Origin of the sequence: Falsiroseomonas algicola, from assembly GCF_011040385.1 — a bacterium.
Taxonomy (GTDB): Bacteria; Pseudomonadota; Alphaproteobacteria; order Acetobacterales; family Acetobacteraceae; genus Falsiroseomonas; species Falsiroseomonas algicola.
The window spans coordinates 156964-182083 of the sequence record NZ_JAAIKB010000003.1 but is presented as its reverse complement, the minus strand read 5'-3'; the positions used below and the strand labels follow the sequence as shown (position 1 = coordinate 182083).

15 protein-coding genes are annotated in these 25120 nt (G+C 71.8%); 12 read left to right on the top strand and 3 right to left on the bottom strand.

Annotation, left to right across the window (positions count from 1 at the left end):
• Positions 1 to 20: 20 nt before the first annotated feature.
• Positions 21 to 2471 carry a circularly permuted type 2 ATP-grasp protein gene (locus G3576_RS09500; RefSeq protein WP_164694149.1) on the bottom strand — a complete coding sequence of 817 codons (2451 nt, stop codon included), beginning with the start codon at positions 2469 to 2471 and terminating at the stop codon, positions 21 to 23.
• A gap of 62 nt (positions 2472 to 2533) precedes the next feature.
• Positions 2534 to 5812, bottom strand: a complete 3279-nt coding sequence (locus G3576_RS09495; protein WP_164694148.1) for a transglutaminase family protein — start codon at positions 5810 to 5812, stop codon at positions 2534 to 2536.
• A gap of 178 nt (positions 5813 to 5990) precedes the next feature.
• Between G3576_RS09495 and G3576_RS09490 the strand changes: the two genes are divergently transcribed.
• The 12 genes from G3576_RS09490 to G3576_RS09435 all read left to right on the top strand — a co-directional run bounded on the left by G3576_RS09490 (position 5991) and on the right by G3576_RS09435 (position 24321).
• Entirely contained in the window at positions 5991 to 6734 is a 744-nt protein-coding gene (locus G3576_RS09490) for an SDR family oxidoreductase (protein ID WP_164694147.1), read from the top strand.
• Positions 6735 to 6746: 12 nt separating this feature from the next.
• Positions 6747 to 7499, top strand: a complete 753-nt coding sequence (locus G3576_RS09485; protein ID WP_164694146.1) for an SDR family NAD(P)-dependent oxidoreductase — start codon at positions 6747 to 6749, stop codon at positions 7497 to 7499.
• 93 nt (positions 7500 to 7592) lie between these two features.
• Positions 7593 to 7901, top strand: coding sequence for a c-type cytochrome (locus G3576_RS09480; RefSeq protein WP_164694145.1), 309 nt, complete (start codon positions 7593 to 7595; stop codon positions 7899 to 7901).
• Positions 7902 to 7911: 10 nt separating this feature from the next.
• Positions 7912 to 8850 (top strand): glucokinase, encoded by a 939-nt coding sequence (locus G3576_RS09475; RefSeq protein ID WP_164694144.1) that lies wholly within the window; start codon positions 7912 to 7914, stop codon positions 8848 to 8850.
• 134 nt (positions 8851 to 8984) lie between these two features.
• Positions 8985 to 11465, top strand: a complete 2481-nt coding sequence (locus tag G3576_RS09470) for a glycogen/starch/alpha-glucan phosphorylase (protein WP_164694143.1) — start codon at positions 8985 to 8987, stop codon at positions 11463 to 11465.
• A 2-nt stretch (positions 11466 to 11467) separates the two neighbouring features.
• Positions 11468 to 13711 carry a 1,4-alpha-glucan branching protein GlgB gene (glgB, locus tag G3576_RS09465; RefSeq protein WP_164694142.1) on the top strand — a complete coding sequence of 748 codons (2244 nt, stop codon included), beginning with the start codon at positions 11468 to 11470 and terminating at the stop codon, positions 13709 to 13711.
• Complete coding sequence (gene glgC, locus G3576_RS09460; RefSeq protein ID WP_164694141.1) at positions 13701 to 14972, top strand: glucose-1-phosphate adenylyltransferase; 1272 nt, start codon at positions 13701 to 13703, stop codon at positions 14970 to 14972. Before glgB ends, glgC begins: the two co-directional genes overlap by 11 nt.
• A complete protein-coding gene (gene glgA, locus G3576_RS09455; RefSeq protein WP_164694140.1) occupies positions 14969 to 16411 on the top strand; it encodes a glycogen synthase GlgA in 1443 nt (480 codons plus the stop codon). The genes glgC and glgA overlap by 4 nt, the downstream gene beginning before the upstream one ends.
• Entirely contained in the window at positions 16401 to 20420 is a 4020-nt protein-coding gene (gene glgX, locus G3576_RS09450) for a glycogen debranching protein GlgX (protein ID WP_164694139.1), read from the top strand. Before glgA ends, glgX begins: the two co-directional genes overlap by 11 nt.
• 54 nt (positions 20421 to 20474) lie before the next feature.
• Positions 20475 to 21575, top strand: a complete 1101-nt coding sequence (locus tag G3576_RS09445; RefSeq protein ID WP_164694138.1) for an alpha-hydroxy acid oxidase — start codon at positions 20475 to 20477, stop codon at positions 21573 to 21575.
• 77 nt (positions 21576 to 21652) lie between these two features.
• A complete protein-coding gene (locus G3576_RS09440) occupies positions 21653 to 23635 on the top strand; it encodes a hypothetical protein (protein ID WP_164694137.1) in 1983 nt (660 codons plus the stop codon).
• Positions 23635 to 24321, top strand: coding sequence for a sulfotransferase family protein (locus tag G3576_RS09435; RefSeq protein ID WP_164694136.1), 687 nt, complete (start codon positions 23635 to 23637; stop codon positions 24319 to 24321). The genes G3576_RS09440 and G3576_RS09435 overlap by 1 nt, the downstream gene beginning before the upstream one ends.
• Positions 24322 to 24333: 12 nt before the next feature.
• Here G3576_RS09435 and G3576_RS09430 read toward each other — a convergent pair whose 3' ends face one another.
• Positions 24334 to 25116 (bottom strand): 2-oxo acid dehydrogenase subunit E2, encoded by a 783-nt coding sequence (locus G3576_RS09430; protein WP_164694135.1) that lies wholly within the window; start codon positions 25114 to 25116, stop codon positions 24334 to 24336.
• Positions 25117 to 25120: the final 4 nt, after the last annotated feature.

The window sequence follows — 25120 nt, the reverse complement described above, 5'->3', positions numbered from 1 at the left end:
ATCGCGATCGCCCAGTCGTTTCATGCCGCTCCCCCCGTCTCGTCCTCGTCCAGCGCGCGGGCGCGGACATGGCTGACATAGCGCCGCGCGACGGCGTCGGACAGCGCCGCGGTCTCATGCTCCAGCGCCAGCAGGGCATCGGGCAGGCGGGCGGCGGCGGCGTCGCGGTCCACCTCCATCAGCACCTCATCCACCAGCCGCTGCGGCCGGGCGGCGAGGACGGAGGCGGTCGCGGCCAGCGCATCATCGGCGCCGCCGATCTCCGCCAGGCGGTCCTTCACCGCATTAAGCTGGAAGCCGAGCGCGCGGGGATTGCCGGGATCGGCCAGCACCAGGTCCAGCACCGGCGCGGGCTGCACGGTGGCGAGGTAGCGGGCGCGGTAGGTCAGTGCGCTGTCGCAGATCTCGAGCGCGAGGCGAAGCCCGGCCTCCATCCGGCGCGGCGGCTGGTCCAGCGCATGGGCCAGGTTGCGCGCGGTGGTGGTGGCGCGCTCGATCCGCCGTCCGAGGTCGAGGAACATCCAGGCGCCGCCGCGCACCATGTTCTCCGCCGCGATGCCTGACAGGCCCGTGCAGGCGCGGATGATGGCGCCCATCGCCTCCACCAGCGCATCCAGCCCCGTAGTGCCGGCGGCGAGCCGGGCGCGGCCTTCCTGGCTCAACTGCGCGAAGGCGGCCCACATGTCATGCGTCAGCCGGTCCCGCACCGCGGCCTGGGGGCGTTCCACCATCTCCAGCAGCGTGGTCAGCGCGCCGGCGGGGCTGGCGGCGGCCAGGAGCGCGCGCGGCAGGCTGGTGCCATCCGCGGGGCTCGCCGCCGCTTCCGCATCCAGGATGCCCGAGGCATGCAGGCAGCGCGTCAGGGCGCGGATCTCGGCCAGTTCGCGCGGCAGGGCGGCGCCGCGCAGCAGCCGCGCCAGCAGCGCGCGGGTCAGCCGGGCATTGGCTTCCAGCCGTTCCAGGTAGCGGCCGAGCCAGTAGAGGTCATCCGCGACGCGGGACGGCAATTCGCCGGAGGAGCGGCGGATCGGCAGCGTCGCCACGCGCGGCGCGGCGGGGCCGAGGATGTCGCCCCCATCCTCCGCCAGCACCCAGACATCCTTGGCGGCGCCGCGGCGCGGGGGCGGCCCGGCGATGCGCTGCGGCTCCGCGCCCCCGCCTTCCAGCACATGCGCGAGGCCCCCCGGCATGGCGCGCCAGGCGCCGCCGGCATCGCGCGCGAGGAACATGCGCAGCACCACAGGGGCGGGGTCCAGCCTCTCCCCCATCAGCCGCGGCGCACCGGAGGGCGCCATGGGTCGCGTCGCCGCCACCATCCAGGGCGGCGTCGTGCCGCGACCCGAGAAGACGTCGAGCGCCCCGAGCGCCACGGGCTGCGCGGGATCGAAGGCGGAGCGCAGCCGCCAGGCATCGGGGTCCGCCTGCACGATGCGGCGCGACTCCTCGTCGCCCAGCCACAGCGTTTCCAGCGCGCCGAGCGAGAGCGTCTCCCCCAGCAGGAACCGCGCGCAGGCGGGGAGGTAGGGGGCGGCGCCGGGCGCCTCCACCAGCATGGAGCCCGGCGCGTTCACGAGGCGCACGGCCCCGGCGCGCAGCACCTGCATCAGCCCCGGCACGCCCCATCCCGCATTGAATTCCAGCGGGTCCGACTGCTCCCCCTTGATGCGGCGGAGGATGACGTCGATGCGGCGCAGCCCGCGCAGCGTCTTCAGGAAGACCTGGCCGTCCCGCACCGTGAGGTCGCCGGGCTCCACCAGTTCCAGGCCGAGTTCACGCGACAGCAGCAGGTGCTCCAGCCAGGTCTCCTGCTTGGCGCCCGGCGTCAGCAGCGCCATGCGGGGATTGTCCACGCCGGGCGGCGCCAGGTTCTGCAGCCCGTCGAGCCAGGCATCGAAGAAGGGGCGCAGCGGCCGCACCTGCACGGCGCGGAAGGCTTCCGGCAGCACGCGGGCCAGCAGCGCGCGGTTCTCCGCCGCGAAGCCCACGCCATTGGCGCCGCCGCAGCGATCCGCCACCACGCGCCATTCGCCATCCGGGCCGCGCAGCAGGTCGGCCCCGTAGAACATCAGCCGCGGGAAGGGCTGCGGCGCGGGGGCGCGGCAGGGGCGGAGGAAATGCGGGTTGCCCGCCACCAGCGCCGCCGGCAGCACGCCTTCCCGCAGCAGCGCCTGCGGGCCGTAGAGGTCGTCCAGCATGGCGGCGAGCAGTCGCGCGCGCTGGGCAAGGCCGCCTTCCAGCGCCTCGAACTCCTCCGCCCGCAGGATCAGGGGCACGGGGTCGCAGCGCCAGGGGCGGCGGGATCGCGGGCCGCCGCCGCTGGCATCCGCGGCCAGCACCGTCGCCACGCCCTCCTCCTCGAAGGCGCGGTCCAGGCGACGGGCGCGCTCCGCCACGGCGGGGTAGCCGAGGGAGGAATAGGCGCCGAGCAGCCCGCGCCAATGCGGGCGCACGCGGCCGCGGCCATCCACCATCTCGTCCAGCTGGGCATCCTCCAGCCGGAGCGGGGCTTCACCCGCCGGCGCCGCCAGGTGGGTCAGCTGGCGCGCCTCAGGTCGAGGGTGCGCGGCGTGGCGCGGCTGGTGACGATTTGCGGCGGCGCCATCGGGCCGGGGGTATGGCCGATGGGCAGGAAGAGCGCGCGGCGCCGCGCCTCGGCCTCGTTCGCATTGACCGGGAAGGTCTGGTAGTTGCGCCCGCCGGGATGCGCCACGTGATGCGTGCAGCCACCGAGCGACCGGCCCGTCCAGCCGTCATAGACATCGAAGGTCAGCGGCGCCTGGGCGCGGATGGTGGGATGCAGGGCGGAGGGCGGGTCCCAGGCCTTGAAGCGCACGCCGGCGACGTATTCGCCTTCGGTCCCCGTGGGCTGCAGCGGCACGGCGACGCCGTTGCAGGCGAGGGTGAAGCGTTCCTCCACCCAGCCCGTGACGCGCGCCTGCAGCCGCTCCACGCTGCTGTCGACATAGCGCGTGGTGCCGCCGGCGGAGGCTTCCTCGCCCAGCACATGCCAGGGTTCCAGCGCGTTGCGCAGCTCAAGCTCCATGCCGCGCACCGCAATCGTGCCGACCTTGGGGAAGCGGAACTCGAAATGGGGCGCGAACCATGCGGGGTCCAGCTGGAAGCCGAGGCCCGATAGTTCCTCAAGCACGTCACCGAAATCCTGCCGGCAATAGTGTTCCAGCATGAAATCGTCATGCAGCCGCGTGCCCCACTTGATGAGGCGCCGCTCATAGGGGCGCTGCCAGAAGCCGGCGACCAGGCTGCGGAGCAGCACCTGCTGCGCCAGCGACATGCGCCAATGCGGCGGCATCTCGAAGCCCCGGAACTCCACCAGGCCGCGCCGGCCGGAGGGGCCGGAGGGGTCATACATCTTGTCGATGCAGAACTCCGTCCGGTGGGTGTTGCCGGTCATGTCCACCAGCAGGTTGCGGAAGATGCGGTCCACCATCCAGGGCGGCGTCTGCGTCCCCGGCGGCGGCACCTGGGCGAGTGCCGTCTCCAGCTCATGCACCGCATCGCCGCGCGCCTCGTCCACGCGGGGATGCTGGCTGGTGGGGCCGATGAACATGCCGCTGAAGAGGTAGGAGAGGCTCGGATGATTGTGCCAGAAGCCGACGAGCGACTTCAGCAGGTCCGGCCGCCGCAGGAAGGGGCTGTCCGCCACCTCCGCCGCGCCCATGACCATGTGGTTGCCGCCGCCGGTGCCGACATGCCGGCCATCCAGCATGAACTTCTGCGAATCCAGCCCGACCTGGCGGGCTTCCTCGTAGAGCTGTTCGGTGCGGGTGCTGAGGTCCTGCCAGCCGGTCGCCGGGTGGATGTTCACCTCGATCACGCCGGGGTCGGGCGTGACGGAGAAATGCAGCAGGCGGGGGTCGGAGGGCGCGAGATAGCCCTCGAGGAAGACCTTGCGCCCCGTGTCGCGCGCCGTCGCCTCGATGGCCGCGACCAGGTCCAGCCAGTCATCGCCCAAGGTCAGCGGCGGCAGGAAGCAGTGGATCAGCCCGTTGCGGGCCTCCACGCAGAGCGCGGTGCGCACCACGCCCGGCTCCTCCCGCCCCGGCTCGGGCGAGGGCTGCTCGACGATGCGGGCGCGGCCCTCCGGCAGGTCGCGGCGCGGGCGCAGCTTTTCGCGGCGGGTGAAGGGATCGGGCTCCGGCTCGGCCTCGATCGCCTCCTCGCTCGCCCAGGGCAGGCTGTCCAGCGGCAGGCGGTAGCCGATGGGGCTGTCGCCGGGGATGAGGAACAGCTCCCCTTCCCGCAGCGCCCAGGTGCCGGATTCCCAGGCACGGGCCGCGCCCTCCCCCCAGCGGCGCAGCGGCAGCACGCTGCCGACCTCCGCATTCAGCCCCTGGCCGAACAGCTTCGCGAGCCGCGCGCGCTCCATGGGGTCGCGCAGCTTGGCATCCTCGGCCAGGACATTGGCGGGCAGCTTCTTCTCCCGCCAGAGGTAGTAGTGGATGTCCTCATAGGCCGGGATGCGGAGCGTCGGGTCGATGCCAAGATGGCTGGCCAGCACGGTCGCGAACTCGGCGGCATCCTGCGCCGTGGCATCGCCCTTGTCGTCGTCGCTGGCCAGCAGCGCGGGATCGGTCCAGACCGGCTCCCCATCCGCGCGCCAATGGCAGTAGAGGCCCCAGCGCGGCAGCTGCTCCCCCGGATACCACTTGCCCTGCGCATAGGTCAGCGCCGCGCCGGGCGCCCAGAGAGGCGCGAGGCGCCGCAGCAGCCGGCCGGCATAGGCGCGCTTGGTCGGGCCGAGCGCCGCCGTGTTCCATTCCGCCCCGTCGCGATCGGCCTCCGCCACGAAGGTGGGCTCCCCGCCGACCGTGAGCCGCACATCACCGGCGATCAGCGCCTCATCGACCTTCGCGCCGAGGGCGGCGATCCTGGCCCAGGCTTCCTCGGTATAGGGCTTGGTGACGCGGGGCGTCTCCTCGACGCGCCGGACTTCCATGTGGAAGCCGAACTCCGTCTCCGCCTTGTCCACGCCGCCGGTGATGGGGGCGGCGGAGGCAGGTTCCGGCGTCGCGGCCAGTGGGATATGCCCCTCCCCGGCCAGCAGGCCGGAGGTCGGGTCGAGGCCGATCCAGCCCGCACCGGGCACATAGACCTCGCACCAGGCATGGAGGTCGGTGAAGTCGACGGAGGTGCCGACCGGGCCTGTCACGGACTTCACGTCGGGCACGAGCTGGATCAGGTAGCCCGAGACGAAGCGCGCGGCGAAACCGAGGTGCCGCAGGATCTGCACCAGCAGCCAGCCCGAGTCGCGGCAGGAGCCCTTGCGGTTCCCCAGCACCTCCTCCGGCGTCCAGACCCCGGGCTCCATGCGCACGATGTAGCCGATCTCGGTGGAGAGCCTCTGGTTCAGGTCGACCAGGTAGTTGACCGTGTTGGGCGCGGTGCGCGGGATGTCCTTGAGATAGGCCTCCAGCAGCGGGCCCGGGGCGTCCACCCGGCGGAAGGGGGCGAGTTCCTGCGCCAGCACGGGATCGTACTCGAAGGGGAAGGCCTCGGCCTGCGGCTCCACGAAGAAGTCGAAGGGGTTGATCGTCGCCAAATCGGCGAGGAGATCGACCGTCACCTCGAACTTGCGGACGCGGTCGGGGAAGACGACGCGGGCGATGAAGTTGCCCTGGGGGTCCTGCACCCAGTTGAGGAAATGCGGCTTCGGCTGGATGTCGAGCGAGTAGGAGAGGATGGGGGTCCGGCAATGGGGTGCCGGGCGCAGCCGGATCAACTGCGGGGACATGCCGACCAGCCGGTCGTAGCTGTAGGTTGTCCGGTGCGTCAGCGCGGCGTGGATGCTCATGGGGCGATTTTGTCCGGCGGGGAGACGGTAATCTTTGCTATCCCATCGGAATGCCCCGCGCCGCAAGGCCGCAGCGCAGCATGGGGGTCAGGCGGAGCCCGCCAGGCCTGGCCTGGGTGGACATGAAGGGGCCGGGCGATCCACCCTGCGCGCCGAAACATCCCAGGGGGAAACCATCATGGCCCAGAAATATGCGCTCGTGACCGGCGCCGGATCGGGCGTGGGACGCGCCGCCTCCATCGCGCTGGCGGCGGATGGCTGGACCGTGGCCCTGCTCGGCCGCCGGCGCGACGCGCTGGAGGAGACGGCGGGGCTCTGCAAGGGCAAGACCCTGGTCGTCCCCGCCGACGTCACCGAGCCGTCACAGATCGACGCCGCCTTCGCCACGATCGAGAAGGAATTCGGCCGGCTGGACCTGCTGTTCAACAATGCCGGGAACAACGTGCCCGGCACGCCGTTCGAGGAGCTGACGGCGGAGCAGTGGTTCAAGGTGGTGAACGTCAACCTCAACGGCGTGTTCCTGTGCGCCCATGCGGCGTTCAAGATGATGGCGAAGCAGTCCCCGCAGGGCGGCCGCATCATCAACAACGGCTCCATCAGCGCCCATGCGCCGCGGCCCGGCAGCGCGCCCTATACCTCCACCAAGCATGCGGTGACGGGGCTGACCAAGTCCATGAACCTCGATGGCCGCCGCTTCGACATCGCGGTCGGGCAGATCGACATCGGCAATGCCGCGACGCCCATGGCGGAACGCATGGCGCGCGGCGTGCCGCAGGCGGACTGGTCCATCAAGGCGGAACCGCTGATGGATGTGGACCATGTCGGCCAGGCGGTGGCGCAGATGGCGGCCTGGCCGCTGGCGACCAACGTCCTGACCATGACCATCATGGCCACGAAGATGCCCTTCGTCGGCCGTGGCTGAGGAGCACGCGCGATGAACAAGCTCGATCTCCAGGGCCGCGTCGGCATCGTCACGGGCGGCGCGCGGGGCATCGGCCTCGCGGTGGCGCGGCGCATGGTGCAGTCCGGCGCCAGCGTCTCCATCTGGGACATGGACCCCGCCAAGGCCGAGGAAAGCCGCGCCGCGCTGGCCGCCGATGGCAATGTGACGGCGGAGGTGCTGGACCTGGCGGATGAGGCCGCGGTGGCGGAGGCCACGCGGCGGACGGTCGCGGCGCATGGCAAGGTGGACCTGCTGGTCAACAATGCCGGCATCACCGGCGGCAACATGCCGTCCTGGGAGATCCCCGTGGCGCAGTGGCGCCGCGTGATCGACGTGAACCTCAACGCGCCCTTCATCGTGGCCAGCGCGGTGGTGCCGCACCTCATCGCCAATGGCTGGGGGCGCGTGGTCAATGTCGCCTCCGTCGCCGGCAAGGAAGGCAACCCCAACGCGGCGCATTACTCCGCCAGCAAGGCGGGCCTCATCGGCTATACCAAGTCGCTGGCGAAGGAGCTGGCGACGAAGAACGTGCTGGTGAACTGCGTCTGCCCCGCGGCCGCCAAGACCGACATCTTCAACCAGATGACGGAAGCCCACATCGCCTTCATGCTGTCCAAGATCCCCATGGGCCGCTTCGTGGAGGTGGAGGAGATCGCGGCGCTGATCTGCTGGCTCTGCACGGCGGATTGCAGCTTCTCCACCGGCGCGGTCTTCGACATCTCGGGCGGCCGCGCCACCTACTGAGCAGGGATTGATCCGGCGCAATGAGCATCGTATCGGCAGCGCCTAGCCTGGAGTCGTCCCGGATGATCCGGGAAGGAGACCAGGATGAGACCGATGCGCCTGCTTCTGCTGGCGGTGATCGCGGCGCTGCCCGCGGCGGCGCATGCCGACGAAGCAGCGGAGCGCGGCGAGTGGCTGGCGCGGCAGGTCTGCAGCAACTGCCACACCATCTCGGCCCGCGCGCCCGCTGGCCGGAACCCGCGATCTCCGCCCTTTTCCGCCATCGCGGCGCGGCCGGACGTCACGGCAGGCACCATCGCCACCTATGTCCGCCAGCCCCATGCCAACATGCCGGACCACGGGCTGACGGCGCGGCAGGCGCAGGACCTCGCGGCCTTCATCCTGGCTCAGAAGCCGCGCTGAAGGCTGCGGCATGAGGGCGCTGCTGGCCGATATCGGCGGCACCAACGCCCGCTTCGCCCTGCTGGCGGAGGACCGGATCGGCCCGCCCGTGATCCTGCCCGTCTCCCGCTTCCCGACGCCGGAAGCCGCGATGGCGGCGGCACTGGAACGGCTGGCGCCGGGCCAGATGATCGATGCCGCCGTGCTGGCGGTCGCGGGCCCTGTTTCGGGCGGCACGGCGCGGCTGACCAATGCGCCCTGGCGGTTCGAGGAGGCGGCGATCGCCGCCCATTTCGGGGTCCGCCGGGCCCGGCTGGTGAATGATTTCCAGGCCCTGGCGCATGCCCTGCCCCACCTGCCACCGACGGACCTGGTGGCGATCGGCGCCGGCGTGGCGGACCCCTCCGCGCCCATGCTGGTCCTGGGCCCGGGCACCGGCCTCGGCTGCGCGGCCCTGGTGCCGACCGCCGCCGGCCCGCAGGTGGTGCCGACGGAGGGCGGCCATATCGGCCTGGCACCGACCGATGCGGTGGAGGATGCGGTGGTGGCGGGGCTCCGCGCCCGCTGCGGCCGCGCGGGGGCGGAGGAAGCGCTTTCGGGTCGCGGTATCGCCAATCTGCACGCCGTGGTGGCGGCGCTGCATGGCGCTGCGGTGCCGGAACGGGATGCCGCCGCGGTCGTGGGGGCCGCCGAAGAATGCCCGGTGGCGGCGGAGGCGATGCGCCATTTCCTCATGCTGCTCGCGGGCTTCGCGGGCGATGTCGCCCTGGCCTGGGGGGCGCGCGGCGGCGTTTTCCTCGCCGGCGGCATCATGCCGCGCCTGGCCGCCACGCTGGACCGCGCGGCGTTCCGCGCCCGCTTCGAGGACAAGGCCCCGATGGCCGGCTGGATGGCTGGCGTGCCGCTCGCCATCGTCACGCATCCCGCGCCGGCCTTCCCGGGCCTGGCGGCCATTGCCGCGGCGGAATAGGGCAGTCGCAATCAACTAACCACCCCGCCGCTATTCCTGTGCTTTGATCTCGGCGCAAGCCCATGCAAATTGTTGCATCGCAGCGCGTTGGGACGACCATCGCCTATCGGCACCCAGGAAGGAGCCACCCGCCCATGGACACCCCGACGACGTCGAGCGCACCCCCCATCATGGCCAAGCCCGGGGAAAGCGCCGATGCCGCCGCGCTGCGCGGGGCGATCCTGCAGAAGCTGACCTATGACCTGGGCAAGAGCCGCCTCGGCGCGCGGGACCGCGACTGGTTCATCGCCACCGCGCTGGCGGTGCGCGACCGCATCGTCGATCGCTGGATCGACCTGACGCGCGCCACCTACCAGTCCGGCGCGAAGCAGGTCTACTACCTCAGCCTGGAGTTCCTCATCGGCCGGCTGCTGCGCGACAATGTCAGCAACCTGAACCTGCTCGACACGCTGCGGGATGCGCTGGAACCGCTCGGCGTGGATCTCGAGAAGCTGCGCATCGCGGAGCCCGATGCGGCGCTGGGGAATGGCGGCCTCGGGCGGCTCGCGGCCTGCTTCATGGAAAGCATGGCGACGCTCTCCATCCCCGCCTTCGGCTATGGCATCCGCTACGATCACGGGCTGTTCCGCCAGATCATCCGCGATGGCTGGCAGCGCGAATACCCCGAGGACTGGCTGAACGACGGCAACCCCTGGGAATTCGCCCGGCCCGAGATCGCGCATGAGATCGGCTTCGGCGGCACGGTGGAAGCCGTGACGATCAGCGAAGCCCGCGTGAAGCATGTGTGGAAGCCGAGCGAGACGGTGCAGGCGGTGGCCTATGACACGCCGATCGTCGGCTGGCGCGGCGCGCATGTGAACACGCTGCGGCTGTGGTCCGCCCGCGCCATGGATCCGCTGCGGCTCGATGCCTTCAACTCCGGCGACCATGTCGGTGCGCTGGCGAACAAGGTGAAGGCGGAGAGCATCTCCAAGCTGCTCTACCCCTCGGACGAAAGCGCCTCGGGGCAGGAATTGCGGCTGCGGCAGGAATACTTCTTCTCCTCCGCCGCGCTGCAGGACCTCATCCGGCGGCATCTGCGGGTCTATGGCGATCTGCGCTCCCTGCCCGACCGCGTCTCCATCCAGCTGAACGACACGCACCCCGCCATCGTGGTGGCGGAGCTGCTGCGCATCCTGGTCGACCTGCACGACATCCCCTGGGACGAGGCCTGGCCGATTACGCAGAAGACGATCAGCTACACCAACCACACGCTGCTGCCGGAGGCCCTGGAAAGCTGGCCGGTGCCGCTGATGGAACGCCTGCTGCCGCGGCACATGCAGCTGATCTACCTGGTCAACGCCTTCCACCTGGACAGCGTGCGGCTGCAATACCCCGGCGACGGTCGTCTGCTCTCCTCCGTCTCCCTGATCGAGGAAGGGCATGGCCGCCGCGTGCGCATGGGGCACCTGGCGGTGGTCGGATCGCACAAGGTGAACGGCGTTTCCGCCCTGCATTCGGACCTGCTGAAGCAGACGGTCTTCGCGGATTTCCACCGGCTCTTCCCGGATCGCCTGACCAACAAGACCAACGGCATCACCTTCCGGCGCTGGCTGCAGCAGTGCAACCCGGGCCTGACCTCCCTGCTGGTGGACGCCGTGGGGCCGGAGGTGCTGGACGATGCCGGGGCGTTGGTGAAGCTGAAGCCGCTCGCCGGCGACAAGGCCTTCCAGGAGAAATTCGCGGCAGTGAAGCGCGCCAACAAGCAGGCGCTGGCGGCGCTGGTGCGGGACCGCTTCCAGCTGCGGCTCGACCCCGACGCCATCTTCGACGTGCAGATCAAGCGCATCCACGAATACAAGCGCCAGCTGCTGAACGTGCTGGAAGCCGTGGCCCTCTATGACGAGATCCGCAGCCAGCCGACCAAGGACTGGACGCCGCGGGTCAAGATCATGGCCGGCAAGGCGGCGGCCAGCTACCACCGCGCCAAGCTCATCATCAAGCTGGCGCATGACGTGGCGCGCGTGATCAACAGCGACCCCACCGTGCGCAACCTGCTGAAGGTGGTGTTCCTGCCGAACTACAACGTCTCCCTCGCGGAGATGATCGTGCCGGCGGCCGATTTGTCGGAGCAGATCAGCACCGCGGGGATGGAGGCGTCCGGCACCGGCAACATGAAGTTCGCGCTGAATGGCGCCTTGACCATCGGCACGCTGGACGGCGCCAATGTCGAGATCAAGGAGCATGTCGGGGACGAGAACATCTTCATCTTCGGCCTGACGACGCCGGAGGTGGAGAAGCGCCGGCGGGAGGGCTGGCAGGGCCAGCGTGCCGTCGACCAGTCCCGCCGCCTGCAGGAGGCGCTGGAGCAGATCGAGGCCGGCGTCTTCTCCCCCGACGATCCCACGCGGTATCGTGACCTGGTGCGCGACCTCCGTGGCAGCGACTACTTCCTCGTGACCGCGGATTTCGACAGCTACTACGACGCGCAGCGCGCGGTCGCGGAACGCTGGCGGAACCCGGAGGCGTGGTGGAAGTCGGCGGTGATCAATACCGCCAGCATGGGCTGGTTCTCCTCCGACCGCACCATCGCCGAATATGCGCAGGAGATCTGGAACGTCCCGGTGAAGCGGTGAGCATGGAGGCCTGGCGCGCGCCGCCGGGGGCCGTGGAGGCCCTGCTCGCCGCGCGCCATGGCGACCCCTTCGCCGTGCTGGGCCCGCATGCGGCGCCGGGCGGCCTCGTGATCCGCGCGCTGGTGCCGGATGTGGAGGCGCTGTGGGTGGTGCCGGCGGATGGCAGCGCGGCCACCCCCCTGCCCCGCCGCGACGGTGCGTGTTTCGAGGGGTTGCTGCCCGGCCGGGCGCTGCCCTTCGGCTACCGGCTGCGGGCCGAGCGCCATGGCGGCGCGTGGGAGTTCGAGGATCCCTACCGCTTCGGGGAGACGCTCGGCCCCCTCGACGACCACCTGATGCTGGAAGGCACGCATCGGCGGCTGCACCAGCGGCTGGGTGCGCACCACACCCTGCATGAGGGCGTGGACGGCACGCGGTTCGCGGTCTGGGCGCCGAATGCGGCGCGCGTTTCCGTCGTCGGCGCCTTCAACGGCTGGGATGGCCGGCGCCATCCCATGCGCAAGCGCGTGGACAGCGGGGTGTGGGAGCTGTTCATCCCCGGCCTCGGCGCCGGCACGCCCTACAAATACGAGATCCTGTCGCGCGACGGCGTGGTGCAGCCGCTGAAGGCGGACCCTTTCGGCCGCGCGGCGGAAATGCGCCCTTCGACCGCGTCGCTGGTGCCGGCGGACGCACCCTTCGCGTGGGACGATGCGGATTTCGTCGCCGCGCGGCCGGGGACGCAATCGCGCCGCGCGCCGATCTCGATCTATGAGGTTCATGCGCCGTCATGGCGCCGGCATCCCGACCAGCGCTTCTACGACTGGGATGACCTCATCGCCTCCCTCATCCCGCATGTCGCCTGGATGGGCTTCACGCATATCGAGCTGATGCCGGTGATGGAGCATCCGCTGGACGAAAGCTGGGGCTACCAGCCGATCGGCCTGCATGCGCCGACCGCGCGGCTCGGCGACCCCGAGGGTCTGAAGCGCTTCATCGCGGCCTGCCACGCCCAGGGCATCGGCGTGCTGCTGGACTGGGTGCCGGCGCATTTCCCGAAGGATGCGCATGGGCTGGCACGCTTCGATGGCGGCACGCTCTACGAACATCCCGATCCCCTGCGCGGCTTCCATCGCGCCTGGGGCACGGCCGTCTTCGACTATGGACGGCGGGAGGTCGCGGCCTTCCTTGCCTCCAACGCGCTCTACTGGATGGAGGAGTTCCACGCGGACGGGCTGCGCGTCGATGCCGTCTCCACCATGGTGCATCTCGACCACGGCCGCGCGCCGGGCGAGTGGACGCCGAACAAGGAGGGCGGGACGGAGAATCCCGAAGCCGTCGCGTTCCTCCGTCAGGTGAATGCGCTGGTGGAGGAGGAGCATCCCGGCGCCATCATGGTCGCGGAGGAGGCGACGTCCTGGCCCGGTGTTTCCCGCCCCGCGTCCAAGGGCGGGCTCGGCTTCCGCTACAAGTGGAACATGGGCTGGATGAACGACACGCTGCGCTACGTGGCGATCGATCCCATCCACCGGCGCTGGCACCACAAGCTTATCACCTTCGGGATGATGTACGCCTTCTCCGAGGATTTCGTGCTGCCGCTCAGCCATGACGAGGTCGTGCACGGCAAGGGATCGCTGCTCGGGCGCCTGCCCGGCGACGACTGGCAGCGCTTCGCGACGCTCCGCGCCTATTACGCGATGATGTGGGCGCATCCCGGCAAGAAGCTGCTGTTCATGGGCGGTGAGATCGCGCAGTGGCGGGAATGGTCGGAGGCGCGGGAGATCGACTGGTGGCTGCTGCAATTCGCCCCCCACCAGGGCGTGCAGCGGCTCGTCCGCGATCTCAACCTGCTGTACCGGTCGATGCCCGCGCTGCACGCCAGGGATGCAGAGCCCGAGGGGTTTCGCTGGATCGATGCGGATGACGAGGCGCGATCGATCTTTTCCTGGCTCCGTTTTGACGGAGAGGGTGGCGCGCCGGTGGCGATGATCTGCAACATGACGCCGGTGCCGCATGTCGGGCTGCGCTTCGGCCTGCCGCGTGCCGGGGTTTGGCGGGAGGTGCTGAATACCGACGCCGCGGAGTATGGCGGATCGGGCGTCGGCAATCTCGGTGGCGTCGTCGCGGAACGTCTGGCCTTCCAGGGCTTTCCTGCTTCCGCGACGGTTACGGTGCCGCCGCTCGGCACCATCTGGCTGGTGGCGGAGGGTCCGGCGCCCGAGGAAGAGGCGCCGGAGGACGAGAAAGGGGAGAGCGATGCCGAATAGCAGGACCCAGGCGAGTGCCCCGCTGGCGAGGACGGCGATGGCCTTCGTGCTGGCGGGCGGGCGGGGCTCGCGCCTCATGGAACTCACGGACCGCCGGGCCAAGCCCGCGGTCTATTTCGGCGGCAAGTCGCGCATCATCGACTTCGCGCTGTCGAATGCCATGAATTCCGGCATCCGACGCCTGGCCGTCGCCACGCAATACAAGGCGCACAGCCTGATCCGCCACCTGCAGCGCGGCTGGAACTTCCTGCGGCCGGAGCGGAACGAGACCTTCGACATCCTGCCCGCGAGCCAGCGCGGCGATGGCGCGAACTGGTATCTCGGCACCGCCGATGCCGTGTACCAGAACATCGACATCATCGAGGATCTGGCCCCGCGCCACATGGTGATCCTGGCAGGCGACCACATCTACAAGCAGGATTACGAGCACATGCTGCAGCAGCATGTGGAGAGCGGCGCCGATGTCACGGTGGGCTGCATCGCCGTGCCACGCCTCGACGCGCGCGGCTTCGGCGTCATGCATGTGGACCAGGATGCACGGATCGTCGATTTCCTGGAGAAGCCCAAGGACCCGCCCGGGATCCCGGGGCGTGAGGACCTGGCCCTCGCCTCCATGGGAATCTACGTCTTCGAGACGAAGTTCCTCTTCGACCAATTGCGGCGCGACGCGGCGGACCCGAATTCCCAGCGCGATTTCGGCCACGACATCATTCCCTACCTGGTCAAGCACGGTAAGGCCGTGGCGCATCGCTTCGAACGGTCCTGCGTGCGGTCTCGCGCTGAATCCAAGCCCTATTGGCGGGATGTCGGGACCGTCGATGCCTATTGGGAGGCCAATATCGACCTGACGGACGTGGTGCCGGAACTCGACCTCTATGACCGCGACTGGCCGATCTGGACCTACGCCGAGGTGACGCCGCCGGCGAAGTTCGTGCACGACCTGGACGGGCGCCGTGGCGAGGCCATCACCTCCCTCGTCTCGGGCGGCTGCATCGTCTCCGGCGCCATTGCGCGGAAGTCGCTGATGTTCACCGGCGTGCACCTGCACAGCTACGCGAAGATCGATGGCGCGGTGATCCTGCCCTATGTCGATGTCGGGCGCGGCGCGCGGCTCACGAATGTCGTCGTCGATCGCGGCGTGAAGATCCCCGAGGGCATGGTGGTCGGCGAGGATCCCGAGGAGGATGCGCGCCGCTTCCGCCGGACGGAGAAGGGCATCTGCCTCATCACCCAGGCGATGCTGGATCGCCTGGCGTCGTGAAGATCCTCTCCGTCGCCTCGGAATGCGTGCCGCTGATCAAGACCGGCGGCCTCGCCGATGTCGCCGGCGCGCTGCCGGCGGCGCTGGCGGCGGAAGGCGTGAAGGTGACCACGCTGCTGCCGGGCTATCCCGCCGTGATGGCGGCGCTCGGCGGCGGGCGGGCGCTGCGACGGATCGATGACCTCTTCGGCGGGCCTGCGCGGCTGCAGCGGGGAGAAGCCGCGGGGCTCGACATCATCGCCATCGATGCGCCGCATCTCTACGCCCGCGCGGGCAATCCGTACCTCGCCGCCGATGGCGGGGAGTGGGGCGACAACGGGCTCCGCTTCGCGGCACTCGGCGCCATCGCCTCCCTGCTCGCGACGGGCGGGATGCGCGGGCTGAACTTCGATGTGGTGCATGCGCATGACTGGCAGGCCGGGCTGGCGCCGGCCTATCTCCGCTTCGGCGCGAAGCGCGTGCCCTCCGTCTTCACCGTCCACAACCTGGCGTTCCAGGGCAAATTCCCGCTCGATCTCTTTCCGCGTCTTGGCCTGCCGCCGCAGGCGCTGTCGGTGGAGGGGCTGGAGTATTTCGGCGCGCTCGGCTTCCTGAAGGCCGGGCTTTGGTATGCCGACCGCATCACCACCGTCTCCCCCACCTATGCCGCGGAAATCCGTACGCCGGAGGCCGGGATGGGGCTGGACGGGCTGCTGCGCGGCCGCGCGGGCGCGGTCTCCGGCATCCTCAACGGCATCGACACCGTCGAATGGGACCCGGCGAAGGACCGGCACCTCGCCGCCAATTTCAGCGCGACGAAGCTTGCGGGCCGCGCGGCGAACAAGGCGGCGCTGCAACGGCGCCTGGGGCTGGAGGAAAACCCGGACGCGCTGCTGCTGGGCTTCGTCGGGCGCCTCACCTGGCAGAAGGGCGTGGACCTGATCCTGGGCGCCATCCCCTCCATCCTCGGCTGCGGTGCGCAGCTGGCGCTGCTCGGCACCGGGGAACGCTGGATCGAGGATGGCGCGCGCGGCGCCGCCTGGGCGCATCCCGGCCGGATCGGCGCGGAGATCGGCTATGACGAGGGGCTTGCGCGGCTGATCTATGGCGGCGCCGATGTCGTGCTGGTGCCGAGCCGCTTCGAGCCCTGCGGCCTCGCGCAGCTCTGCGCGCTGCGCTACGGCGCGGTGCCCCTGGTGGCGCATGTCGGGGGGCTGACGGATACCGTCGTGGACGCCAATGAGATGGCGCTGGCGCAGGGCCTCGGCACCGGCCTGCATTTCGCGCCCGTGCAGCGGGAGATGCTGGAAGCCGCGGTCTGGCGCATGGCGGGGCTGTGGCGGGACCGCAAGGCCTTTGCGCGGCTGCAGGCGAATGCGCTGGCCACCGACGTGTCCTGGACCCGGTCGGCCAGGCGCTACGTGGCCCTGTACCGCGACGCCATCGCCGATGCGCGCTGAGGCAACCGAGGGTTCGCACGAGCCGCTCGGCGCGACGCTGGACGAGACCGGGGCGAACTTCGCCTGGCCGGCGCCGGGTGCCTCCGCGGTCTTCGTCTGCGTCTTCGACGCGCAGGACCGCGAGATCGCCCGCATTCGCCTCCCTGGCCGGCACGGCGCCGTGCATCACGGCCATGTCGAGGGCATCGCCGCCGGCACGCGCTACGGGCTGCGCGTGGAGGGGGCCTTCGAGCCCTGGAACGGCCACCGGTTCAACCCGGCCAAGCTCCTCGTCGATCCCTGGGCGCGGCAGATCGATCGCCGCTTCGCCCTGGCGCCGGCGCTGTTCGACACCGGCGATGCGCCGGATGCCGCGGATAGCGCGCCCTTCCTGCCGAAGGCGGTGCTGGCGCCGCCGCTGCCGCCCATCCGCCGCCATGCACCGCGCGGGCCGCAGGTGATCTACGAGCTTCACGTGAAGGGCTTCACGGCGACGCATCCCGCGATCCCGGAGGTGCTGCGCGGCACCTTCGCGGGCCTCGCCCATCCCGCGGCGATCGCGCATCTCCGCGGCCTCGGCGTGACCTGCGTGGAGCTGCTGCCGGCGGCGGCCTGGGTGGATGAGAGGCACCTTCCGCCGCTCGGCCTGGCTAATTACTGGGGCTACAACCCGGCCGCGCTGCTGGCCCCCGATCCCGGCCTGGCGCCGGGCGGCATGGCGGAGGTGCGGGACGCCGTCGCCGCGCTGCAGGACGCCGGCATCGCCGTGGTGCTGGATGTGGTGCTGAACCACACCGGGGAGGGTGACGAACTCGGCCCGACGCTGTCGCTGAAGGGCCTCGGCAACGCCGATTTCTACCGGCTGCGGGGCGATGACCGGCGCCGCTACGCCAATGACACGGGCTGCGGCCATGCGCTGGCGCTCGACCGCCACTGGGGGCTGCGGCTGGCGATGGATGCGCTGCGGCATTGGGCGGAACAGGCGGGGCTCGACGGCTTCCGGCTGGACCTGGCGACGACGCTGGCCCGGCGCGACCACGGCTTCGACGCTGATGCGCCGATGATCCAGGCGATGCGCCAGGACCCGGCGCTGCGCGACCTGCTGATCATCGCGGAGCCCTGGGATATCGGCCATGACGGCTACCGCCTGGGACAATTCCCGCCGGGCTGGGGGGAGTGGAACGACCGCTTCCGCGACGATGTGCGCCGCTTCTGGCGGGGCGATAGCGGCATGGTGGGCGCGCTGGCCACGCGCCTCGCGGGGTCCGCCGATACCTTCCGCGAGCGTTCGCTGGCGGACAGCGTCAATTTCGTCACGGCGCATGATGGCTTCACGCTGGCGGACCTCGTGAGCTTCACCGCCAAGCGCAACCACGCCAATGGCGAGGACAACCGCGACGGCACGGACGACAACAAGTCGTGGAACAATGGCGCGGAGGGGCCGAGCGACGATCCCGCCATCCGGGCGCGCCGCCAGGCCGATGCGCGCGCGCTGCTGGCAACGCTGCTGCTGGCGCGGGGCACGCCGATGCTCTCGATGGGCGACGAGGCCGGGCGCAGCCAGGGCGGCAACAACAACGCCTATGCGCAGGACAGCGCGCTGAGCTGGTTCGACTGGGCGGGCGCCGATGCGGGGCTGGCAGCGTTCACGCGCCGGCTGGTGGCCGCGCGGCTGGCGCATCCCGCCTTGCACGCGACGGCGCCGCTGACCGGTGTGGCGGATGCGGATGGCGTCGCGGATGTCGCCTGGCTGCGGCCGGATGGCGCGGCGATGGATCGCTGGGAAGACCATGACTGCCGCGCGCTGGTCGCGCTGCTGCAGACCGGCGCCGATCGCTGCCTGGTGGCGCTGAATGCGGGCGATGCCGCGCCCTTCACGCTGCCCCCTTCCCGCCCTGGTCGCGCCTGGCGGCTGCTGGTGGACAGCAGCGCGCCGGACGCGACGGAGGTGCCGGAGACGCTGCCGGCACGCGCCGTGCTGCTGCTGGCGGAGGAGGCGATCCTCGCGCGCTCGCCGGCCGATGATCCCGCGCTGCTCGCCCATCTCGCGCGCGAGGCAGGGATCGACCCGATCTGGCACGAGATCTCCGGCCAGCGGCATGAGGTGCCGGTGGAGACCCTGCAGGCGCTGCTGGGCGCACTCGGGCTGTCGGCCGGGAACCGCGCGGCGATGCGGGACAGCCTCGCCCGCCTGTCGCGCCCCCGGGCGCTGCCGCCTTCCGTCACGCTGTGGCCAGGCCAGCCTTTGCCCATGGCGCTGGCCGACCGGCCCGTGATGCTGCGCATCGCCTGCGAGGATGGCAGCGAGCATCGGGTGGCCGTGGCGCCTGGCGACGGGGAGACGAGGCGCCTCATCCGCGCCGATGGCAGCGCGGCCGCCGAGCGGCTGGTGGCGCTGCCGCCGCTGCCGGAAGGCCGGCACCTGCTGTTCGATGAGGCCGCGCCGGAGTCGCGCTGCCTGATCACCATCGCGCCCCCGCGCTGCTTCCTGCCGCCGCTGCTGGACCGGCCGCGCTTCGGCATCGCAGCCCAGATCTACGCGCTGCGAGGGGCGGCCGACCAGGGGATCGGGGACTTCTCCGCCGTGGCCGCGTTGGCCCGCGCCGCGGCCGAGCAGGGCGCCAGCTTCCTCGGCCTCAGCCCGCCGCATGCGCTGATCCCCACCGATCGCAGCCGGGCCAGCCCCTACCACCCCAGCGACCGCCGCTTCCTCGACCCCATCTTCATCGACGTCGCTGGTCTTCCCGGTGGCGACGCCGAGATCTTCGCCGCGCTGGCGCGGGGCGAGAGCGTGGACCACGCCGCCGTCTGGGCCGCCAAGCGCGCGGTGCTGCGCGCGGCGTGGGAGGCTTCGCCGCGCGGCGACCTCCCCCTGCCCGGCTCGGCCCTGGCGCGCTTCTGCACCTGGACGGCGATCGCGGAGGCCGAGGGCCACAGCGACTCGCGCCGCTGGCCCGCCGGGCTGCGGCATGGTGACGACAGCGGCGTCGCCGACTTCGCCGCGCGCCATGCGGATGCTATCGATTTCGCCGCCTTCTGCCAGCGCCTGGCCGATGATCAGCTGGCGGCAGCCGGGCGCGCGGGCGCCGGGCTCTACCGGGACCTGGCCGTGGGCGCCGCGCCGGATGGCGCGGAGATCTGGTCCGGCGATGGCCGCTTCCTGCCCGGCTTCTCCGTGGGTGCCCCGCCCGACCCCTTCAGCGCGGAGGGCCAGGTCTGGGCCCTGCCGCCGCCCGACCCGCGCCACGCCATGGAGACCGGCCACGCCGCCTTCGCGGGGCTGATCCGGGCGAATATGCGCCACGCCGCGGCGCTGCGCGTGGACCATGTGCTCGGGCTGCGCCGGCTGTTCCTGGTGCCGGACGGGGCGCGCGGCGGCGATGGCGCCTACCTCGCCTATCCCTTCGAGGAGATGCTGGGCCAGCTCGCGCTGGAAAGCACCCGCGCCCGCTGCCTGGTGGTGGGCGAGGATCTCGGCACCGTGCCGGCAGGAATCGGGGAGGCGCTGCAATCCGCCGGCATCCTCTCCTACCGCGTGCTGTGGTTCGAGAAGGAGGGCACGGGCTTCCGTCCGCCCGCCCACTACCCGCCCCGCGCTGCCGCCTGCGTCGCGACCCACGATCTGGCGACGCTGGCGGGGTTCTGGAGCGGCGCCGACCTGGATGAGCGGGAGGCGCTGGCGCTGCTCGCCGACCCCGCGGCCGAACGCGCCACCCGGGCCGCGGAGCGGGAGGCGCTCTGCGCCCTGCTGGACGCGGAGGGGCTGCTGCCCGACGGCGCGGGCCCGGACCAGCCGATGGATGATGCGCTGGCCGCCGCCATCCACGCCCTGGTGGCGCGCACGCCCTCCGCCCTCATGCTCGTGCAGGCGGAGGACCTGGCGGGGGAGACCATCGCGGTGAACCTGCCCGGGACGGACCGCGAGAGGCCGAACTGGCGACGGCGCCTGCCCGTGGGCGCGGAGGCGCTGATGGCGCTGCCGCGCGCGCAGGCGATCCTCGCAACCCTGCGTGGCGTCCGCCCCGGCTAGGCCGCGGCGCAGTCGCGTTGCAGACTGCCCCCTTCACGGGGGAGACGATGCGCGATGTCGGCCGAAGGTCAGGAACGGTTCCAGACGCTGCATGAACTGGTGAAGGCGGCGAAGCTGCGGCTCAACGCCAATATCTGGGACTACCTGGTCGGCGCGACCGAGACCGAGACGACCATGCAGCGCAACCGCGCCTCGCTGGATGCCTGGGCCTTCCGGCCGCGGGTGCTGCGGGATGTCAGCACGGTGGATTGCTCCGGCGATTTCCTCGGCAAGCAGCGCATCCGGCTGCCCATTGCCCTCGCCCCGGTGGGCTCACTCGACAGCTTCGACCCGGGCGGCGCCGCGACGGCCGGGCGCGCGGCGGCGGCCTTCGGCGTGCCGATCATCGTCAGCAGCGTGACGGAGCCGGGGCTGGAGGGATCGGCGCAGGCCAATCCGGACGGGCCGAAGATCTTCCAGCTCTATGTCCGCGGCGGGCCGGAGTTCATCGACAGCCACATCAAGCGCGCGATGGATGCCGGCTACGACGCCTTCGCCATCACGGTCGACACCGCCCATTACAGCCGCCGCGAACGCGACATCGCCAAGCGCTTCGTCAAGCATTGGCGGGCGCGCAGCGAGGGGATGAACCACCAGGCCGCGCTCTCCTGGGCGGACATCGCCCGCGTCCGCGCCGCGCATCCCGGCGTGAAGCTGATCCTGAAAGGAATCGGCACCGGGGAAGATGCGGCGATGGCGGTCGAGCACGGCATCGATGTCGTCTACGTCTCCAACCATGGCGGGCGGCAGCTCGATCACGGGCGCGGATCGCTGGCCGTGCTGCCCGAGGTGGTGGAGGCCGTGGGAGGCCGCGCGCGGGTCTGGATGGACGGTGGCATCAGCCGCGGCACCGACCTGGTGAAGGCGATCATCCTGGGCGCGGAGCTGGTCGGCATCGGGCGCCTCTACTGCTACGGCCTGGCCGCGGCCGGGCAGGATGGCGTGCGGCGCGTGCTGGAACTGCTGGAGGATGAGGTGCAGACCTGCCTCGGCCTGCTTGGCGCCACCAGCTTCGCGGCCGCCGACCGCAGCATGCTGCACCCGGTGGCGCCGCTGGTGGTGCCGCATGTGCATTCTGCCTTCCCGCTGCTGGCGGAGCAGCATCGCGGCTACTGAACCTTGCCGCCGGCGCCGGGCGGGTGGGATACTGTCATCCCCTCCCCGCCGACTGCCCGCGACCTGTCCGAGGACCCGTGCGACCCCATCGCCCCACTGCCCATGCCGCCGGTCGCTGCCTGGTCCTTGCCGCGCTGACGCTGCTGCCGCTGTCGGCGGCGGCGCAGCAGCGCCCCGCCCGCCCGGCAGCCCGGCCGCCGGTGGCCGCCCAGCCGCTGCCGCCGCCCACCCCGGTCGCGCCGCCGCCGCTGGAACGCCATGTCGGGCTGGATGAGCTGGGGCTGGAGGCCGGTCTCGCCTTCGGCACCGCCGGGCGGGAAGTGGCCTTCGCGCTGCCGCGGGACATCCCCGGCCTCGCGGCCCGCGCCAGCTTCGCCTTCGACCTCGTCGCCCCCTTCGCCGGCCGCCAGGCGGTGGAGGTCTGGGCCAATGGCCGGGTGCTCGCCAGCCGCGCCTTCGCGGAAGGCGAGACGCGGCTCACCCTCGACCTGCCCATCCCGGCCGAGGATCTGGCGCGGGACGGCACGGCGCTGCGGCTCGGGCTGCGGCTGGTGGACCAGGGTGGCGGCGCGCTGGCGACGCTGCGCGCCGACAGCCACCTGGCACTGCTGCTGCCCGACGGCGCCGCGCCCTCCGTCGCCACCCTGTTCCGGCTGCTGCCGCGGGAGACGCGGATCCTGACCCGGCCCGGCCCGCTGCCGCCCGCCGAGGCCGCGGCGGCGCTGCGCATCGGCCTGGCGCTGGCGGGTTCGGGGCGGGAGGTGCGGATCGGCTCCGGCGCGCCGCCCTCGATCGGGCGCGGGCCTGGGGGACAGCCGCTCTGGACGACCGGCGCCGTGGTGGTGGGGCTCGGCCCTGCCGGCGCGGCGGTGCTGGACCTCGATGGCATGCCGGCGCTGGCGCTGGGTGGGCCGCAGCCCGAACAGGCCGCGGGGCTGCTGGATGGCCCCTGGCGGGACGCGGCGGCAGCCACGACGCTGTCCGTGCGGGATGCCCGCGCGCCGGATGCGGCGGCGACCGCCCTGCCCTTCTCCGCGCTGCGCGGCGCCACCCTGCCGCAGGAAGGCGCGACGCCGGGCTGGGCGGTGGAGTTCTCCCTGCGCGACCTGCCGGGTGGCGGGCTGCCGCAGGCCATCGACCTCGCCTTCACCCTCACGCCCGATGCCGGTGGCTGGAGTGTCGCGACCGCCACGCTGAATGACACCATGCTGGGCAGCGCGGCACTGCCGGCGGAGGGCCCGGCGCGGCTCAGCCTGCCGGTGCCGCCCGCGCTGCTGCGGCTCGACAACCGGCTGGTGGTGACGCTGCAGCGCCCCGCCGCCGGCGGCCTCGCGCAGCTGATGCCGGACAGCATGCTGCGCCTCGCCCCGCCGGCTCCGGCCCGTGACTTCCTCGCCCTGCCCGGCCGCTTCGCCGGCGGGGTGGAGGTGATCCTGGACTCGCCCGATGGCGGGCCGGTGGCGGAGGCGCTGAACCCCGTGCTGTGGCTGCTGCGCAGCCTGGTCCCGGCAACCGCCCCCGTCACGGTGACGCTGCGGGAGGGTGCGGCGCCCCCGCGCCCCACGGGCCCCTTCATCGCCGTTACGGCGGAACCGCCCGCGGGCAGCCAGCCCGCCCTTCGCTTCGATGCGGGGCGGCTGACCCTGTCGGACCGTGATGGCCGCCCGCTGCTGGATCTCGAGGGCGTGCAGCGCCTGATCGCGGCCCAGCTGGTGACGGCGGAGGGTGGCCAGCCCGGCCTCTGGCTGCGCCTGCCGACGCTGATGCCCGCCCTGCCCGCGGCCGCACCCCGGCTGGAACGGGGCGACGTGGCGCTGCTGGATGGCCAGGGCGTGGCCCTCGCCTGGTCCAGCCAGGCACCGGCGCCGGAGGTCCGGCTGGCCTATGCGGAGGCCCCCGCGACGACACCCGCGGTCGCGACCCTTCCCGCCGTGGCGGCGCCGGCCGAGCGATCGGCGATCCTCGTCTGGCGGCCCTGGGTGCTGGCGGTGCTCTGGGTGCTGGGTTTCGCGCTGGTGGTCTATGCCTTCCTTCGGCCACGGCGGGGGGTGGAGGCCTGATGGTGACCTCGCAGCCGCAGGTGGTCTTCATCCACCTGCCCAAGACCGGCGGCTTCGCGCTGCACGCGGCGCTGGTCCGCGCCCTGCCCCCCGAGAGCGTGCTGCGCATCGGCGACGAGGCCGAACGCGCCGCCTTCCTGGCCATGACGCCCGACCAGGTGGCGGGCTGCGCGCTGGTGAGCGGCCATGTGACGGTGAACGAAGCGCTGGAACGCGCCCGCCCCGATGCGCGCTTCGTGACGCTGCTGCGGGACCCCGTGGCGCGGCTGGTTTCCGCCTTCAACTACATGGCCACCTGGCCCGACCACCCGCTGCATGCCGAGTTCCGCGACCGCGGCTTCGCCGAATTCATCCGCGATTCCGCCGAGGCCCTGGCCGGCGAAGCCTGCCGGCAGCTCACCGGCGCCGCCTCCGCCAAGGAGGCGATCCCGATCCTGGAGGGCTGCTACGCCCTGGTCGGCACCAGCGCGCGGGTGAACGACGTCTCCGCCACGCTGCATCGCTGGCTCGGCGTGGTTCCGGGGCGGGTGGAGCGGGAGAACGTGACCGCCGGCCAGGGCCGCATCAACCTGGACAGCGCGACCTGCGAATTGCTGCTGGCGGTGACGCGGGAGGACCGTGCGCTGTTCGAGCATGTGGCCGGGCGCCATGGCGGGCTGATGAAGCACCCGGGCGTGCCGGCATAGCGCGGGTCGGCGCTACCCCTCGATCAGCCCGGCCAGCCCCTCCGCATCCGCCAGGCGCTGCTGCAGCGTGATGCAGAAGCGCGCCAGCGCGGCGCCATCGATCACCGCATGGTCCATCGCGCCACCCAGCGACAGCACGCGCCGCGGCGCGCCCCCGGCCACCGCAGGCCGCGTCTCGATCCCGCCTACCGCGACGGAGACGGTGAAGGGGTTCGGCGGGAAGGCGACCATGCGGAAATCGAGCCCGGGCCGTTGCAGGCTGGTCAGCCCGATCGTGCCCTGCACGCGCCGCAGGAAATGCGGGTCGGCCGCGATGCGGCGAAACACCAGCGCGCGCAGCGGCTTCGGCAGGCGCAGCAGGCGGCGGCGGCGCTTCACCTCCTCCGTCGCCGTCAGATCGCCCTTCAGCGCGCCGCGCAGCTCCTCATGGATCGCCATCACGTCCTTGGTCTGCGCCGCGCGGATCGTCAGGCCCATGGGCAGCCGCGTGCCGTCGGGCTGCTTGCGGTCCACCACCGTCGCCACATCGGCGTCGCGGAAGGTCACCAGCTTCTTCCCGTGGCGGAAGGTCAGCACGGCGGGGTTGCGCGCCGCGGCGACCGCCACCGCTTCCACCAGCACGGCGTGCAGCGACACGGCCTGGCGGTCGGCACGACGCCGCTTCGCGAGCACCTCCATGATGCGGGTGACATCAGCCTCGATCATGCCGTGGAAGGTCAGCGGCCGGTGCAGCGACAGCATGCCGAGGATGAGGTCGCGCAGCGGCGGCCAGGGGCGTTCGGTGAAGTCCGGCATCGTC

What these genes read in the sequence shown, in the direction of transcription:
- G3576_RS09500 (WP_164694149.1), bottom strand. Translation starts at nt 2,471, where the DNA reads ATGGTGGATGGCCGCGGCCGCGTGCGCCCGCATTGGCGCGGGCTGCTC.
- G3576_RS09495 (WP_164694148.1), bottom strand. Translation starts at nt 5,812, where the DNA reads ATGAGCATCCACGCCGCGCTGACGCACCGGACAACCTACAGCTACGAC.
- G3576_RS09490 (WP_164694147.1), top strand. Translation starts at nt 5,991, where the DNA reads ATGGCCCAGAAATATGCGCTCGTGACCGGCGCCGGATCGGGCGTGGGA.
- G3576_RS09485 (WP_164694146.1), top strand. Translation starts at nt 6,747, where the DNA reads ATGAACAAGCTCGATCTCCAGGGCCGCGTCGGCATCGTCACGGGCGGC.
- G3576_RS09480 (WP_164694145.1), top strand. Translation starts at nt 7,593, where the DNA reads ATGCGCCTGCTTCTGCTGGCGGTGATCGCGGCGCTGCCCGCGGCGGCG.
- G3576_RS09475 (WP_164694144.1), top strand. Translation starts at nt 7,912, where the DNA reads ATGAGGGCGCTGCTGGCCGATATCGGCGGCACCAACGCCCGCTTCGCC.
- G3576_RS09470 (WP_164694143.1), top strand. Translation starts at nt 8,985, where the DNA reads ATGGACACCCCGACGACGTCGAGCGCACCCCCCATCATGGCCAAGCCC.
- glgB (WP_164694142.1), top strand. Translation starts at nt 11,468, where the DNA reads ATGGAGGCCTGGCGCGCGCCGCCGGGGGCCGTGGAGGCCCTGCTCGCC.
- glgC (WP_164694141.1), top strand. Translation starts at nt 13,701, where the DNA reads ATGCCGAATAGCAGGACCCAGGCGAGTGCCCCGCTGGCGAGGACGGCG.
- glgX (WP_164694139.1), top strand. Translation starts at nt 16,401, where the DNA reads ATGCGCGCTGAGGCAACCGAGGGTTCGCACGAGCCGCTCGGCGCGACG.
- G3576_RS09445 (WP_164694138.1), top strand. Translation starts at nt 20,475, where the DNA reads ATGTCGGCCGAAGGTCAGGAACGGTTCCAGACGCTGCATGAACTGGTG.
- G3576_RS09435 (WP_164694136.1), top strand. Translation starts at nt 23,635, where the DNA reads ATGGTGACCTCGCAGCCGCAGGTGGTCTTCATCCACCTGCCCAAGACC.
- G3576_RS09430 (WP_164694135.1), bottom strand. Translation starts at nt 25,116, where the DNA reads ATGCCGGACTTCACCGAACGCCCCTGGCCGCCGCTGCGCGACCTCATC.